General features: G+C 72.1%; 14 protein-coding genes. 10 read left to right on the forward strand and 4 right to left on the reverse strand.

Features of this window, described 5'->3' with window-relative positions; all coding sequences use genetic code 11:
- Position 1 precedes the first annotated feature (1 nt).
- The gene (locus ACH01S_RS17070; RefSeq protein ID WP_067892268.1) at positions 2 to 634 is read right to left on the reverse strand and encodes a TetR/AcrR family transcriptional regulator; all 633 of its coding nucleotides are present in this window, start codon (positions 632 to 634) and stop codon (positions 2 to 4) included.
- A 188-nt stretch (positions 635 to 822) separates the two neighbouring features.
- Entirely contained in the window at positions 823 to 2043 is a 1221-nt protein-coding gene (locus tag ACH01S_RS17075; protein ID WP_067892270.1) for a cytochrome P450, read from the reverse strand.
- Between the two features lie 128 nt (positions 2044 to 2171).
- On the opposite strand from ACH01S_RS17075, the gene ACH01S_RS17080 reads away from it, so the two are divergent.
- From ACH01S_RS17080 to kynU, 10 genes are all read left to right on the forward strand, one after another.
- Positions 2172 to 3371, forward strand: a complete 1200-nt coding sequence (locus ACH01S_RS17080; RefSeq protein WP_169809284.1) for a 3-oxoacyl-ACP synthase III family protein — start codon at positions 2172 to 2174, stop codon at positions 3369 to 3371.
- A 27-nt stretch (positions 3372 to 3398) separates the two neighbouring features.
- Entirely contained in the window at positions 3399 to 4571 is a 1173-nt protein-coding gene (locus ACH01S_RS17085; RefSeq protein ID WP_067892274.1) for an acyl-CoA dehydrogenase family protein, read from the forward strand.
- Positions 4568 to 4996: a thioesterase family protein gene (locus ACH01S_RS17090; RefSeq protein ID WP_067892276.1), complete on the forward strand. Its 429-nt coding sequence runs from the start codon at positions 4568 to 4570 to the stop codon at positions 4994 to 4996. The genes ACH01S_RS17085 and ACH01S_RS17090 overlap by 4 nt, the downstream gene beginning before the upstream one ends.
- Positions 4993 to 6321, forward strand: coding sequence for an aminotransferase family protein (locus ACH01S_RS17095; RefSeq protein WP_083980782.1), 1329 nt, complete (start codon positions 4993 to 4995; stop codon positions 6319 to 6321). The genes ACH01S_RS17090 and ACH01S_RS17095 overlap by 4 nt, the downstream gene beginning before the upstream one ends.
- Positions 6318 to 7634 carry a preATP grasp domain-containing protein gene (locus ACH01S_RS17100; protein ID WP_067892278.1) on the forward strand — a complete coding sequence of 439 codons (1317 nt, stop codon included), beginning with the start codon at positions 6318 to 6320 and terminating at the stop codon, positions 7632 to 7634. Before ACH01S_RS17095 ends, ACH01S_RS17100 begins: the two co-directional genes overlap by 4 nt.
- Positions 7634 to 8650, forward strand: coding sequence for a beta-ketoacyl-ACP synthase III (locus tag ACH01S_RS17105; protein WP_067892280.1), 1017 nt, complete (start codon positions 7634 to 7636; stop codon positions 8648 to 8650). Before ACH01S_RS17100 ends, ACH01S_RS17105 begins: the two co-directional genes overlap by 1 nt.
- A gap of 56 nt (positions 8651 to 8706) precedes the next feature.
- On the forward strand, positions 8707 to 8958 hold the full coding sequence (locus ACH01S_RS17110; RefSeq protein WP_067892283.1) for an acyl carrier protein: 252 nt from the start codon (positions 8707 to 8709) through the stop codon (positions 8956 to 8958).
- Positions 8955 to 10178: a beta-ketoacyl-[acyl-carrier-protein] synthase family protein gene (locus tag ACH01S_RS17115; protein ID WP_067892285.1), complete on the forward strand. Its 1224-nt coding sequence runs from the start codon at positions 8955 to 8957 to the stop codon at positions 10176 to 10178. Before ACH01S_RS17110 ends, ACH01S_RS17115 begins: the two co-directional genes overlap by 4 nt.
- A 36-nt stretch (positions 10179 to 10214) precedes the next feature.
- Positions 10215 to 11426: a tryptophan 2,3-dioxygenase family protein gene (locus ACH01S_RS17120; RefSeq protein ID WP_218010287.1), complete on the forward strand. Its 1212-nt coding sequence runs from the start codon at positions 10215 to 10217 to the stop codon at positions 11424 to 11426.
- A gap of 66 nt (positions 11427 to 11492) precedes the next feature.
- On the forward strand, positions 11493 to 12728 hold the full coding sequence (gene kynU / locus ACH01S_RS17125; protein WP_067892289.1) for a kynureninase: 1236 nt from the start codon (positions 11493 to 11495) through the stop codon (positions 12726 to 12728).
- A gap of 49 nt (positions 12729 to 12777) precedes the next feature.
- On the opposite strand, the gene ACH01S_RS17130 is transcribed toward kynU, so the two are convergent.
- Complete coding sequence (locus tag ACH01S_RS17130) at positions 12778 to 13428, reverse strand: DUF4360 domain-containing protein (protein WP_083980784.1); 651 nt, start codon at positions 13426 to 13428, stop codon at positions 12778 to 12780.
- Positions 13429 to 13730: 302 nt separating this feature from the next.
- Entirely contained in the window at positions 13731 to 15764 is a 2034-nt protein-coding gene (locus ACH01S_RS17135; RefSeq protein WP_218010288.1) for an N-6 DNA methylase, read from the reverse strand.
- Positions 15765 to 15838: the final 74 nt, after the last annotated feature.

Below are 15838 nucleotides of genomic sequence, written 5' to 3' on the forward strand. Positions count from 1 at the left end.
CTCAGCTCTTCCGTGCGAGGATGCCCGGCGTGATGATCTTCAGGACGTCCTGGAGTTCGCGGTCGAGGTCGACCTTGGCCGCGCCGTGCTGCACCCACCGGAACAGCACCCCGAGATAGCAGTCGAGCAGGATGCCGCCGACCTGCTGCGGATCGACGTCGGGGTCGATCTCGCCCTGCCGGCGGCCCTGCTCGACGATCTCGGCGAACATCTCGGCCGTGTGCGGTTCCTCGGTGATCGGCCGACCGGTCTTCACCCAGGCCGTCACGAGCGCGGGCGCGATCTCCGCCTCGTCGGTGTTGACCTCGGCCAGCAGCGACAGGCTGCTGCGCAGCCGTGCCACGACGTAGGCGTTTTCGGGGTGCGGATTGGCTTCCAGGCCCTCCTTCAACCGTTTCCTCCTACGCTCCACCCACTCGGCGATGACGTCTTCCTTGTGCTGGAAGTAGTTGAAGAACGTGCCACGGGCGAAGTCGGCCCGTTCGGCGATGTCATCCACCGTCGTCTTGTCATAGCCCTGCTCGGCGAACAGGGTGATGGCCGCCGTGTAGAACCTTTCTCGGGCCCGCTCCTTGTTGCGTTCGCGACGCCCGGCGGGAGCGGGCCGAGGATTCACGGCATCTCGTGCACTCATAGATCACTCCTTACGCCATGTGCGCCCCGCGACGGGCAGCCACCGGAGTAGGAACTGTACTACAGTTTATTCATAGCTCTCGGTCAATACATGGGCTGGTGGCATAGCCCGGCCGGGCCGGTCCCGGACGTCCCGCGCCATCGCGGGGCCGTGGCCGGGCACCCGGCGGCGCGGGAACCGCCGCGGCGTCAGAATTCACACGGCAGGCTCTTGAAACCATTGACAAAACTTGAGCGGTGCCGTTCGCCCGGGCCGGCCGCCCGGATCTGGGGCAGCCTGGCGAACAACTCCCGGAACAGCACCGCGATTTGGTGCCGCGCGAGATTCGCGCCGAGGCAGAAGTGCGGCCCGGGAGCGCCGAACGCGACGTGCGGATTGGGATCGCGGGTGATGTCGAAGACCGCGGGATCGGTGAAAGCGCGCTCGTCCCGGTTCGCCGAATTGTAGAACAGGATGACGCGGTCGCCCGCCCGGTACGTGTGCCCCGCGAGCTCGAAGTCCGAGGTGAGGGTGCGGCGCATCCAGGTCGTCGGCGTCGCGAACCTGACCACCTCCTCGATCGCGCCGGGCAGCCGGGCCGGCAGGTCGGAGAGCAGCAGCGCACGCTGCGCGGGGTGCTCGGTGAGCAGGTCGAGGGTGTGCGCGATGGTGTTCCGCGCCGTCTCGCTGCCCGCGACGATGAGCAGCGTGAAGAACTTCCCGAGCTCCTCGGCGGTCAGGGACTCCCCGTCGACGTTGGCGCTGATCAGTTTCGTGACGAGGTCGTCGCCCGGGCGCTGCCGCCGCTCCTTCACCAGCTCGCCCATGAGCTCGTGCAGTTTCCGGTACTTCTTGATGAGCGTGGTGCTGCGGTCCTCCCCGGTGGGGCTCACGTAGTTCGGGTCGCCCGCCCCGAGCACCATGTCCGTGACGGCGGTCATCTCCGCCTGCATCGAGTCCGGGATGCCGAGCATCCGGAACATCACCCGCATGGGCATCGGAGCCGCTACGTCGGCGACGAAGTCGCCCGGTCCCTTGAGGGCGAGGTCCCCGACGAGCTCACGGGCGATCGCCGCGATGTCGTCGGCCATCTGCCCGATCAGCCGCGGCGTGAACGCGCGGCTGACGATCCGCCGCAGCCGGGTGTGCCGCGGCGCGTCCAGGCTGATGATCGACCCCGCGAACTCCATCACGTCCGGCGGCGGGTCGTCCGGGCTGGTCGCGATCGGCTCCGAGCTGAACACCGCGGTGTTGCGGCTCGCCGCCAGGACGTCGTCGTAGCGGGTCAGCGCGTAGCAGCCGTGGCCGTCCGGCGTCGGGCAGAAGACCGGCAGTTCCTCCGCGCGGAGCCGCGCGAACAGTTCCTCGCGCTCGCGCTGCGGCGCTCCCCAGAATTCCAGGTCGAACAGGTCGACCTCGCGTACGGCCATCTGGAAACTCCTCAAGTAACGGCACTTCGGAAACTCGGAAAGGGTGGCGGGAGCCGCACCGGCCGGGTGACCGGCCGGAGCATCCGCTGAACGGCAGCGTATGGAGCTGGCCATTAATGAATCAAGCGATGGCGAGCGCTCCCTCGCCAATGCATCTCGCCGGCGAGACGGGGGACGCGGCGCTCGAACTCGCCCCGTCCTCCTTTCATTGCCTTTGCCGATTCTTCGCTCCTAGTCTCGCAGCACGCCGAGAGGGCCGAGGTCTTCGGGATATCGATCGCCGCTTTCCCGTACGCGGCCACCGGCCATTGCTGGCGGACGAAGAGGAGGCTCTGTTGACAAAGCCGAGAATGGACCGGATCGGGATCGTCGGAACCGGCTCCCGGCTGCCCTCCCGGGTGATGTCCAACGCGGATGTGGCCGACGTGCTCGGAGTCGAGCGGCGCTGGATCCAGACGCGGACCGGTATTCGGGAACGCCGTTTCGCGGGCGCCGGGGAAGGGACCGCGGCGCTCGCCGCCGGGGCGACGATGGCCGCGGTGGAGGCGGCGGGCCTGACCGCGGCGGACGTGGACACCGTCATCGTGGCGACCTCGACGCCGGACCGCCCGATCCCTCCCGTCGCGACCCGCGTCCAGGAGCTGACCGGGGCCGGAGGGGCGCTGTCCTTCGACGTCAACGCGGCCTGCGCGGGCTTCCTGTACGGCCTCGCGGTCGCCGGCTCGCTCCTGGCGGCCGACGACCAGCGCCGGTACGCGGTCGTCGTGGGCAGCGACACCTACTCCCGGCTGCTCAATCCGGCGGACCGGCAGACGTACGCGATCTTCGGCGACGGCGCGGGCGCCGTGGTCCTGGGCCGGGTCGACGACGACTGCGGGCTCCTCCATACGCGGCTGAACACGGACGGCTCCCTCGGCGATATCGCGGTCGGCGGTCCGCAGTTGCCGATTTCCGTGGAGCAGATCGAGGAGGGCGCTCATTTCGCGAGCATGAGAGGGCACCGGGTGGCCGAGGTGGTGCGTACCCAGTTCCCGATGATGATCAAGGAAGTGGTGGCGCAGCACGGCATTTCCGTGGAGCGGATAGACCATCTGGTCTGCCATCAGGCGAATCCGCGGCTGATCCAGGAATGCGCGACGGCGGCCGGATTCACGCCCCGGCAGTTGGTCATGACCGGAGACGTGGTGGGAAACACGGCCTCCGCCTCGATACCGATCGGCCTCGCCGCCGCCGCCCGCGAAGGACGGCTGCGCCGCGGCGACACGATCCTCATGGTGTCTTTCGGCGCCGGAATGACCTGGGGATGGTCGCTGCTCAGGTGGGCCTGACCTGAATCCTTCTACAAGGAGGCAAGAATGGACCTGGCGTGGAACGAACAACAACGCGCACTCAGCGCGAAGTTCCGCGAATTCGGACGGGCCGCCGTCGCGCCGGGCAGTTCCGAGCGCGACCGCGCGTCGTCTTTCGACCTCGGCTTGTGGAGGAGGCTCGCGGCTGAGGGTTTCTGGCACGTCGCCGTCCCCAAGGAACTCGGTGGCGACGGAGGCGGGCTGAGCGAGTACGCGGCCGCCCTGGAGGGACTGGCGCGCGGCGCGGCCGACCCCGGCTTCGTGGTCTCCGTGGGCGCGCACGGCGCCCTCATCCAGCTGCTGCTGCGGTACGGGACCGAGCGGCAGCAGGAGAAGTGGGTGCCCAGGCTGCTGGCGGGGGAGGTCGGCGCGACGGCCTGCACCGAACCGGGCGGGGGGTCGCACGTCACCGGCATCCGCACGACGGCCAGGCCGCTGCCCGGCGGTGGATACGAACTCAGCGGACACAAGTGCCACATCACCAACGCCCCGGTAGCGGACATCGCCCTCATCGTGGGGCGCGTTGCCGACGCGGGGAACCGCGACATCAGCCTCTTCCTCGTCGAGCGGGGGCAGGCCGGGGTCGTCCAAGGCGACCACGAGGACCTGGTGGGTCTGCGGACCAGTCCGCTCGGACCGATCACGCTCGACGGCGCCCGCGTCGCGCCGGACGCCCTCCTCGGCGAGGTGGGCGACGGACTCGACATCCTCTACTGGTGCCTCGCGCTCGACCGGCTCAGTTTCGGCGTCATCGCGGCGGCCCACATCGCGTCGTTCGTGCCGACGGCCCTTGAGCGGGCGACCACCCGCGAGGCGTTCGGCGCTCCGATCGCCGAATACCAGTACGTCCAGGACAAGATCGTGCGGATGCAGGTCGCCGCGGAGAGCGCCCGCGCGCTGTCCTACGCGACCCTGCTGGCCCTGGAGGGCGAGGATCCGCGCGCGGGCCTGCTGGCGTCCTGCGCCAAGCTCACCTCCGCCCAGGGGATCGTCGAGAGCAGCCAGGAGCTCGTCCAGCTCTTCGGCCACATGGGCTGCGACCGCGACTTCGGGATCGAGCGCGCGCTGCGCGACGCCGCCGCCTTCCGCATCGCGGGCGGCACCGACGAGATGCAGAAGAAGAACATCTTCCACCAGTTGCTCGCGGGCCACCGGCGGGGCCGGGAGGTGGCACGGTGACCGCCGGCACGCTCAGGAACCGCAGGACGGTCACGGCCGAGGAGTCGGCCGAGCGGTGGGGGAACACCGGGCTGGACGTCCTGTCCACACCGGCGATCCTCGGCCACGTCGAGCAGTTGTGCGACGCGGCGATGAAGCCCCGGATCGCGGAGGGGCAGATGACGGTCGGCGTCGCGATCACCCTGCACCACCGCGCTCCGGTCCGGGTGGGGCGCACGGTCGAGTACCAGGTCGACGCCCCCGGTTTCGCGCGCCGGATGGAGTTCGCGTTCCGGCTCCTGGACGAGTCCGGGCAGACCGTGTGCTCCGGCACTCACGAACGCGCCGTGATCGACGTGGACGCGTTCAAGGCCCGGATGGCCGACCGCCCGGTCGGCGCCCGGCCCGCGAACGACGTCCCCGCCAGGATGGAGGCCAGCGGATGACCACCACTCTCGCCACGGCGCGGGCGGCGGACCTCGGCAGCGGAAGGCCGGTGGTCGACAGGGCCGAAGGGTGCTGGATATACGACACGGAAGGGCGCGACTACCTCGACGCCAGTTCCGGGACGGTCTGCGTGAACATCGGGCACGGCGTGCCCGAGGTCCTCGCGGCCATGGCCGACCAGGCGCGCCGGGTCTGCTTCGCCCACCGCAACCAGTTCGTGAACCGTCCGGCCGTCCAGCTCACCGAGGCCGTCCATGAGGTGACCGGCCACCTGTTCCGCGAGGTCGTCTACACGAACTCCGGGTCGGAGGCCACGGAGGCGGCCCTGCGGCTGCTCCTCAACCACCATGCTCTGCGAGGCGCCGCGGACCGCACCGTCGTCCTCGCGCAGTTCCCCAGCTATCACGGCATGACCGCGGGAGCCCTCTCGATCTCCGGGCACCCGCCCCGCCAGCGGAACCTCACGGCCCTGCACGCCAGCCCGGTCAGCGTGGGCGCCGTGCGCGCTCGGGCCCGCGACGCTCTCGTGCCCGACCCGGCGGACTGGGAGGCGGCGTTCGCGGAGGTCGGATCCGACCGGATCGCCGCGGTCGTGGTCGAACCGGTCGGCTGCGCCGCCAGCGGAGCCGCCGTCATCCCCGACGAGACGCTGCGCGGGCTCCGGGAGCTGTGCGACCGGACGGGGGCCCTGCTCGTCGTGGACGAGGTCATGACGGGTTTCGGCAGGACGGGGGACTGGTTCGCCCATTCCCGCTCCGGCGCGCGGCCCGACCTCGTGATCACGGGGAAGGGGCTCGGCGCGGGCTACGCGCCCATCGGCGCCTGCCTCGTCGGCCGTGCCGTGCTGCCCGGGCGCTCGGCCTCCGACGTGGCCGTCGGCCACACCATGAGCGGCAACCCCCTGTCCGCCGCGACCGCGCTGGCCGTCCTGCGGTACGTGCGCGAGCACGGTCTCCTCGACCGCGCACGCCGGACCGGGGAGCTGCTCGCCGCCGGGCTGGCCGAACTCGCGGCCGACTGGGAGTTCGTGGGCGAGCCACGCGGCCGGGGCCTGATCCAGGGCCTCCCACTGGTGCAGGATCCGGCCGCCTTCGCCGACGGCCCCCTGAACCTGCGGCTGTGCGAGGCCGCGATGCGCTGCGGCCTGCAGCTGTACCCGGCCGGTGTGGACGCCCGGTTCCAGTCCGTGCTGGTCTCCCCGCCGCTGACCCTGACCGAAGGCGAACTCGACACCCTCCTCGCGCGGCTGGACCGGGCCGTGCGGCTGGTGGCGGACGAGCTCGGCGCCACCCGGATCGGCACCGCCCGCAGGAGCCCGCGATGAGCACCTTGGTGATCGGCAACTCCTTCAACGACTACCTGGTGGGCGACCTCGCCCCCTTCGATCCGCTGGAGCGGAAGATCGGCGGCAACATCTCGCTGCGCCTGATGTGGCTCGCCGAGCCGGGGGACGTCGTCGTCCTGCCGCAGCCCCCCGCCTCCGCGTTCCTGTCCTACCTGGCGGCGTTCAAGGGCATCCCGGACGACTCCGTCACCGTCCTCGTGCCGCCGCCCGGCGCGTTCGGCACCGACGTCCTCACCCGGGACCGGCTGACCGAGCCCGGCTTCAGGGAGCTGCTGGCGAAGACGGCGCGCGAGCACGACATCGACCGGGTCCTGCCCTATGTGTTCGACCAGACGGTGGTCGGCATCTGCGCGGAGCTCGGGATCGACACCTCGGCTCCGGACACCGCCTTCCTCAAGGCCGGCGGCAGCGACCTGCTCAACAGCAAGAGCGTGTTCCGCGCGCTCGCGGCCGGCGCGGGCGTGGCCACGGCCGAGGGCCTCGCGACCCACGCGCGGGAGGCGGCCGAGGCGTTCGTGCGCGAGCAGTTCGAGCTCGGCCGCCCGGTCATCGTGAAAGAGGACTTCCACCAGGGCGGGCACGGAAACGAGATCCTCGCGCCCGCCCCCGGCGTCGCGCAGATCGGGGCCACCGCGCTCACCGTGCTCGACGGTCCCGAGGCGATCTCCCGCCACCTGGACGAGCGCTGGACGGTCTACTCGAACGCGTCGCGGAACAAGGTCGTGCTGGAGCACTACCTCCCGGACAGCGTGCCCATCGGCGCGGAGGTCGAGATCGGTGAACGCGGGGTGACGGTCCGCCACGTCGGGGAGATGCGCATGACCCCCGTGTTCGACGGCGTCGTCCTGCCCGGCGAGCGGACGACCGAGGGGCAGCGCGCCGAGTTCCGGGAGGCGACGACGCGGCTGTGCGCGTCGGTGCGCGCCCTCGGCTACCGGGGCCTGATCAACGTCGACGGGGTCGTCGACTCCGCCGGCCGGGTCTGGTTCACCGAGTACAACGGCCGCCTCGGCGGCACGACCCACCTGCACTGGCTCGGGCTGCGAGCGGTCGGAGCGGACTATGCGCGGCGCGCCGTCTTCGTCAGCAACAACGACTGGCAGGTCTCCTCGTTCCCCGAGGCGTTCGCGCGGCTCCGGCGGTCGGGGCTGGAGTTCGACCCCGGGACGTCCCGCGGCGTCGTGATCACCTGCGACCACACCGCGCAGTCCAACGCCGTCGAGTACTGCGTGGTGGGGCCGGACCTCGCGGCGGTCACCGAGATCGAAGCGGCCCTGAAGAGGTTGTTCTGATGGACGACCGCACCCCGGGCAGGGCCGCGGTCCTGATGGGGATCGGCAGCTACCTGCCGCCCCGGACCGTGTCCAACGACGAACTGGCCACCCGGCTGGACACCTCGGACGAGTGGATCAGGTCCCGTACCGGCATCGCCCGGCGCCACTTCGCCCACCCGGACACCGCCACCTCCGATCTCGCGGCCGAGGCGGCCGCCAAGGCGCTCAAGTGCGCCGACGTCGACTCGGTGGACGCGCTGCTGCTGGCCACCACGACACCCGACCGGCCCTGCCCGGCGACGGCGCCGACCGTCGCGGCCAAGCTCGGCCTCGGGACCGTGGCCGCCTACGACGTGTCGGCGGTGTGCTCCGGCTTCCTGTACGCCCTCGCCACCGCCTCCGGCCTGATCGCCGCGGGCATCGCGGAACGCGTCCTGGTCATCGGCGCGGAGACCTACTCCGCCATCGTCGACCCGGCCGACCGCGCCAACGCGGTGATCTTCGGCGACGGGGCCGGGGCCGTGGTGCTGCGCGCCGGCGACCGCGCGGAGCCGGGCGCGCTCGGCCCGTTCGACCTCGGCAGCGACGGCGCCGGCCGGGACCTCATCACCGTCCGCGCGGGCGGCGCGGAGGCGCGGCTGTCCCGCAGGACCCCCGAGCCGGCCGACCACTACTTCTCGATGTCGGGACGGGAGGTGTTCCGCCGCGCCGTCCACCACATGGCCGGTTCGGCGCGCACGGTCCTGGACCGGGTCGGCCTGACGGCCGGGCAGCTCGACCGGCTGGTCGGCCACCAGGCCAACCGGCGCATCCTGCGCGTCCTCGCCGACACGCTCGGCGTCCCGGAGGAGCGCACCGTCCACAACATCGACGAGGTCGGGAACACGGCCGCGGCCTCCATCCCCCTCGCTCTCGACCACGCGTACTCCAGCGGATCGCTCGCGCCCGGCGACCGGGTCCTGCTCACCGCGTTCGGAGGGGGGCTGACCTGGGGTTCCGCATTCCTGACCTGGCCGAACCTCAGCCGTTCCTAGCGACTTTCGGGCGCACAGCACACATGGTCCACATCTCATCGAAGGAAGGCTTCGCCATGTCCGCAACGTTCGACACCCTCGCCGACGTCCTCGCCACCCGCTTCAAGGTGGACCGGTCGAAGATCGCCCCGGACACCACGCTGGAGGAGTTCGAGTTCGACTCGCTGTTCATCGTCGAACTCGAACTCGTCCTGGGAGAGCAGTTCGGGATCACCATCGAAGAGCAGACCTTCACCCCCGAAGACACCCTGGAGTCCATCGTCGACCTCGTCGAGGGGCGGCGGGCGGCCGCCGGTCTGATCTCATGACCGCGACCGGAGTCAGCATCACCGGCGTCGGCATCGTCAGCGCCGCCGGGATCGGGACCGAGGCGACCTGGCGCCGGGTGTGCGCCGGGTCGCCGACCGCGGCCCGCGATCCCGGCCTGGCCGGCCTCCCGGTGGACATCTCCTGCACCGTGCCGGACTTCGACCCCACGCGGCTGGTGGACGCGCGCAGCACGCTGACCCATGACCGGTTCGTCCAACTGGCCATCGTCGCGGCGCGCGAAGCCGTGGCCGACGCGAAGATCGACCTGTCGGACTACCCCCCGACACGCGTGGGCGTGGTCGTCGGCACCGCGCTCGGCGGCGTCTCGACCTGGGAGCAGCAGTGCCGCCGCCTGGTCGGGCGCGGCGCGCACGGCGTCTCGCCGCTGCTCATCCCGCTGCTCATGCACAACATGGTCGCCGGGCACCTCGCCATGGACTTCGGGGTCACCGGGCCGAACCTCGTCACGGCCACCGCCTGCGCCTCCGGCGCGACCGCGATCGGCACGGCGGCCGAGCTGATCCGCACCGGCAGGTGCGACGTGGTGATAACGGGCGGAACCGACGCGAGCGTCACACCCCTGACCGTCGCGGGGTTCGCCCGGATGGGGGCCCTGTCCCGACGGGTGGCGCGGCCCGAGGCCGCCTCGCGGCCCTTCGACCGGGACCGCGACGGCTTCGTCATCGCCGAGGGCAGCGGCATCCTCGTCCTGGAACGCGAACCGGACGCGCGAGCGCGCCGGGCCCCGATCAAGGCGAGCCTCGCCGGGCACGGCGCGTCGGCCGACGCCCAGCACATGACGGCGCCGGATCCCGCCGGAACCGGAGCCATCAGCGCGCTCCGCGAGGCGCTGGAGATGGCCGGCGCGTGCCCTTCGGACGTGGGCTACGTCAACGCGCACGGCACCTCCACCCCGCTGAACGACATCACGGAGGCCAGGGCCGTCGCGAAGCTCCTCGGACCGGCCCCGCCGGTCAGCTCGACCAAGGGGGTGACCGGGCACGCGCTCGGAGCCGCCGGCGCGATCGAGGCGGCCCTGTGCGCCCTCGTGATCGACCGGGGGGTGATGCCCCCGACCGCGAACCTCGACCGCCTCGACCCCGAGGTCGAGCTCGACGTCATCGCGGGCGACGCCCGGAACGGACGGGTCGACGTCGCGGTGAGCAACTCCTTCGGCTTCGGCGGTCAAAACGCCGTGCTCGTCTTCGCCGCCGCCTGAAAGGCGCCGCCGTTCATGAAAGTGAGGTCACCGGTCGTGAGAGAGCTGACCGACTGGCTGGACAAACCGGATCCGGACCACTTTCCGTACGACCAAGTGATGGCGGAGTTCCTCCGGGTCGGCAAGCATTTCGTCGACCATGACCTGCTCAAGGACCTGGGACGGGCCAGGGAGAGCCTCCCGGTGGCGGCGGACTCCGAGTGCCCCGGCACCCGGCTCCTCCGCCGTTTCCTGGACACCGCCCTCGACAAGTGGGACGGGCGCTATGACTACGGCACCTACATCGCGCTCGGCGTGCTGCCCGTCCCGAGGCTCGACGACGCGCCGGAGCCGGCCGAGCGGACCCGCGCCCGCCGCGACCGCCTGACCGTCCAACTGCTGGCCGAGACGCTCGGGTTCGAGCTCGACGCCCTGGACGGGACCAGCGACCTGCTGCCCGAGATGCGGCCGGGCCGCGACACCGTCCTGCTGCGGTGCCGGCACGGCCTGCGCGTCGCCCGGCCCGCCCTCGGCCGCGTCCGGCCGGACGCCGCGCTCCCGCAGGACACCCGGGCCGCGTCCCTCCAGACGGCGCGGCGGCTGTGCTCGATCGTCGCCGCCGACGCCACGGCCGAGGACCGCCGCGTCATGCGACTGTCCTTCCTGCCGGTGTACGTCTCGCACGACGAACACCTTTTCATCCGAGTTCTCCAGACATTCGAGACGACCTTCTCCCTTCTTTCCATTGAATTGCGCGACGCGGCCGAGGCGTTGGCCGGGGACGACCACCGCACCGCGGTGGACCGGCTGAGCGGGGCCAGGCGGGCCCTCGCCGAATCGGCGCCGCTGTTCTCCTTGCTCGCCACCATGCAGGTCGAGGCGTTCCGCGACTTCCGCACGTTCACCGAGGGCGCGAGCGCCATTCAGTCCCGCGCCTACAAGGAAATGGAGTCGCTGTGCCGGGTCCCGGACCACGATCGGCTCGACTCGGCCGCCTACCTGTCCGCGCCTGAGGTCCGCGACCGCGTCCTCGCGGGCCGGCTCACCCTCGACGAGGCGTACAGGACGGCGCGGACGAGATTACCCGCCGCGGAACGCGACGAGGTCACCGCCGCGATGCGCGCCTTCTCCGCGACGCTCGGACGGTGGCGGCAGACGCACTTCCGCCTGGCGGTGCGCATGCTCGGCGAGCGCTCCGGCACCGGTTACACGGCCGGAACGCCCTACCTGAGCAAGGTGCGGGAAATCCCCGTCTTCCACACCGTCTGACACCCGTCCGCTTTCCATCCCTCCCGCTTTCCATCCCTTCAGTGCCGAACTTGGAGGACGCACCCGATGAAGTCGCTCGATGCGAAGGCCGAAGAACTCGACGCCAAGAGCCCGTTCACGCACGTTCGGGAGAGATTCCGGCGACCTGACGGGACCGTGTACATGGGCGGCCACTCGCTGGGCGCCCTGTCGTCCAACGTGCCCGCGGCCCTGGAAAAGGCCGTGCTTCAGGAGTGGGGTCAGGGAGTCGTTCGATCGTGGATCGACTGGATGCCCGTCCTGTCCGCGCTGGGCGAGCGCGTGGGGAGCCTGCTCGGCGCGGCGCCCGGATGCACCGCCGTGGGCGATTCCACTTCGGTGCAACTGTTCAACGCGCTGACCGCGGCGGCGCGGCTGCGTCCCGACCGTCCGGTGCTGCTGACCGACCCGGGCCACTTCCCGACGGACCGCTACCTCGCGGACTCCGTGGCCCGGCTGCTCGGCCTGCGGGTCCACCGGGTCGCGGTGCCGGACGCGGCGGAGTTCCTGCGCGCCCACGGTGACGAGGTCGGCGTCGCCGCCTACCCGGCCGTGGACTACCGGACCGGTGAGCTGTGGGACCTGCCGAAGCTGACCGCCATGGCGCATGGGGCCGGGGCGCTGACCGTGTGGGACGTGAGCCACGCGGTCGGCGCGATGCCGCTCGACCTCGCCCGGCATGACGTCGACTTCGCCGTCGGCTGCACCTACAAGTACCTGTCGGGTGGCCCCGGCGCACCGGCCTTCGTCTACGCGGCCCCTCGCCACCAGGAGTTCCTGGACCAGCCCTTGACGGGTTGGCTGGGACACGCGGAGCCCTTCTCCGGGGAGGAGGCATACCGGCCCGCGCCCGGCATCGAACGCACTCGTATCGGAACACCGCCCATGCTCTCGGCCCTGGCGCTCAACGCCGCCCTCGACGTCTACGACGACGTCGAACTGTTCGAGGTGCGGTCGGAGAGCCTCTCGCTGACGTCGTTCCTCATCGACTGCGCCGACGAGCTGCTGGCGGGCCGAGGCTTCGAGGTCGTGACGCCGCGCCAGGAGAACCAACGCGGCAGCCATGTGGCACTCCGCCATCCGGACGCCTATCCGCTGGTGCGGGCGCTGATCGAGCGGGGAGTGATCGGTGACATGCGTGAGCCCGACCTGGTCAGGTTCGGCTGCAACGCCCTCTATGTGACGCACGAGGACGTCTACCGATGCGTGGTCACCCTGCGGGACGTGGTCGACGCGGGCGAGCACCGGGATCCGCGGTTCAGGCTCCGAAAGGCCTTCGGCTGAACACCGCGCTTTCCGGGTCGGGTCGCGCCGCCGAATCGGTCACGGCCTTTCAAGGGCAGCGCCTCCATACGAAGAGGTCTCTCGCGTTGCCGTCCGTGGCGTCGATTGACATGAAACTCGTCCTGGCTGCGCCGGAGCCTTCGGCCTTAATCTTCAACTCGGTGTCGATGGTGAGGTCGCGGTCCTCCCCGCAGGGCTTCCAGACCATGTCCCGAGGGCCGACCCTGTCCGGTGACTGCCATTCGGAGGTGTACTGGCCCCCGAACGTGCGGCCGATCGGGACCTGGGAGGAGGGGCCTCCCTGGAAGGAAAGGTGTGTTCGTTCGTCACCGGTCGCCCCCGCCCGCAGCCGGGCGAATCCACGGTGGTCGACGCCGAGGACGGCATAGGTGTAGTCGGCCGGGGCGTTGACCCGCACGGTGACCCGGCAGTTCTTGCGGGAGGCGGCCGGTGGCGCGTCACCTCCGGCGGAGGCGACGAAATCGCTGTAGGAGACGGTGAACGCGGTCTTGTCCGCGGAGATCAGCACCGACGCCGTTCCGGCCGGGCAGCCGGTGCCCTCGACGCCGACCACGTCGACGCTGACACCGTCCGGCATGAGGTCGGCGGAGGCGGGGAGGACCGGCAGAACGGGCAGCGCGAAGGCGCTCACCAGCACGACCGCTGTTCGTTTGGCATTCATCATGGCCAGGACTTCCACGTGAATCGGGAGGGGGCCGATCTGCTGGTCGCTCGCCCGAAATTCGAAGCCGCCATCGCGCGCAGTCGGCGATCATTCCCGACCGTATTCCCGACTCGCGACATGGGTCAACGCCGTCTTTTCGACCCGTCTTCTGGCGTTGCCGAACCCGCGCCGAGCCCCGGTGATGGGCGACGTTTTCGGCGACCGCGCGGGCGACCTGAGCCGCCGGGTGTTCTGCCCCTGGGACATTTCCGGCGGCTCGCCGACACCGTCAGCGCGGCCCGTGATGCGCGCGGCCCTGAGCGACGTCGAGGCTCTTCTCAGGCCGGGAACTCGGGGGTGTCCGGGGGGAGGAGGGTGCCGCCGGTGAGGGTCACGGAGAGGAGGTCGGCGGTCTCGGTGGCGCGGGCGGTGGTCCGGCGGGCGGCGGTTCGGAGGCGGTGGACGAGGCGGAACGCCCGGCCGTAGGCGGTCTGCTCGTCCGGCGGCAGCAGCGGGACGCGCAGCCGGGACGCGCTGAGCTGGTGCGCCGACGTCCCGGTCGTCGCCTGGCTGACGTTGTCGGCCGCGCCCGCGAAGCCCGCGAGGAACCACGGGTCGAGCCGCGCGGGGTCGGGACGGAGCAGGTACACGCCGACGCCGAGCAGGCATCCGGCGTCGGCGGCGTCGGCGACGCGGGTCGCGGCCTCCCGCGCCCCGGCGACCTGGGCGAGCAGGACGTCCCCGGCCTCGATCACGACCGGTTCGGGCGCGGGCGGGTCGTGCGGGTCGCCGCCCGCGGCCGTCCCGCCGAGCAGGTCGCGGGCGCGCAGGACGCGGCGTCCGGCGAGCGCCTCGGGAAGGGCGCCGGACGACGCGGGCGTCCCGCGCAGCACCGAGAGGGCGCCGCCGCGGGCGAGGTCGGCGACGGTCGCGGTGCGCCACGTCCGGCCGGCGCCGGCCGCCGGGGGCAGCGGGCCGATGTCGCTCGCGCCGGACAGCTCGGCGACGTCCGCCCTGAGTCGCCGGACGAGGTCCGCGACGCGCCCGGCCGCCGCGTCCGGCGTGATCACCGGCGCGGTGCGGACGTGCCGGGCGGGGGAGAGGTCGACGAGCTCGTCCAGCAGGCCGATCGCGGACACGGCGCGGGCCGTCCCCGGCAGCTCGGCGAACCGGGCGGGGTCGGCGGCGAACGCGTGCCACACGGCGAGGACGGCGTCGCGGAGCCCGCGCTCGTCCTTCGCCGACTCGTCGGAGGCGTCCATCAGGAGCACCGTGTCCTGCCGCGGGCCGCCGTCGGGACGCTGGAGTATCCACAGGTGGAGCCCGATGTGGTGCGGGACGGCGACCCCGGCGGGCAGCGCGATCACCGCGCGCGCCGCCCCGTGCCGCAGCAGCTCCGCGCGGAGCCTGCGGCCGGACGACCGTGACGCGGTCGCGGGCGGCAGCAGCAGGACGGCGAGGCCCCCCTCGGCGAGGTGCGCGAGCGCGTGCTGCGCCCATGCCAGCTCCGGCTCCGAGCGCGGCGGCACCCCGTAGGCCCAGCGGGTGTCGAACGCCAGCTCGTCGTGGCCCCAGTCGCGGTCGCCGTAGGGCGGGTTGCACACGACGGCGTCGGCGCGGAGGTCGGGGAACGCGTCGGCGCGGAGGCTGTCCCCGGACCGGACGGTCACGGCCGTCCCGGGCGCCGTCTCCGCGACCCGGGCGATGGCCTCCGCCGCCGTCACCGGCCGGTACTCCTGCCCGAACGCGCGGGCGCCGCCGCCGAGCCGCGCCGCCGCCGCGGCGAGGAGGTGCCCGCCGCCGCACGCCGGGTCGAAGACGCTGCGCGCGCGCGGGTTCCCGGCCGTCGCCAGCTCGGCCATGAGGTCGGCGAGCGCGGGCGGGGTCGGGTGCGTCCCGCGGATCCCGATCGGGGCCTCGGCGTGCTCGTCGAGGACGGCGAACACGGCGAGCGGGCCCTCGTCGAGGACCACGTCCAGGGCCGTCCGCAGCAGTTCGGCCGGGACGTCCGCGGCCGGCCCGGCGGCGGTCCGGGCGAGTTCGCCGTCCGGCAGCGCGGCGGCGCGGGCCGTCCCGGTCTCGTCCAGCCCGGCGAGGTGCGCGGTGAACAGCGCCACGGCCTCGACGTCGGCGGGCGGCCGGCCGCGCAGCCGTTCGCGCAGGTCGTCGGCGGCGGACCGGGCGAGGAGCCGGCCGCGGGCGGCGAGCCACGCCTCCACCTGCCGCCGGTCGTAGCTGGGACTCGCCTCGGTCCCGCCGGTGGGCTGCGGGAAGTCGGGGTGGCGGCGGCGCCAGTTGCTCACGGTCGCGCGCGTCACCCCGGCGAGCCGCGAGATCTCGGCGGCGGTCAGTCGGTCGCTCTGCGGGGCCATCGGATCTTCCTGCTCGGTTTTCGGGAGCAGGGCCACAGTACAGCACCCATAGAACCGAGGCTATTTGACAGTGC

The organism is Actinomadura chibensis NBRC 106107 (assembly GCF_001552135.1).
Lineage (GTDB): Bacteria > Actinomycetota > Actinomycetes > Streptosporangiales > Streptosporangiaceae > Spirillospora > Spirillospora chibensis.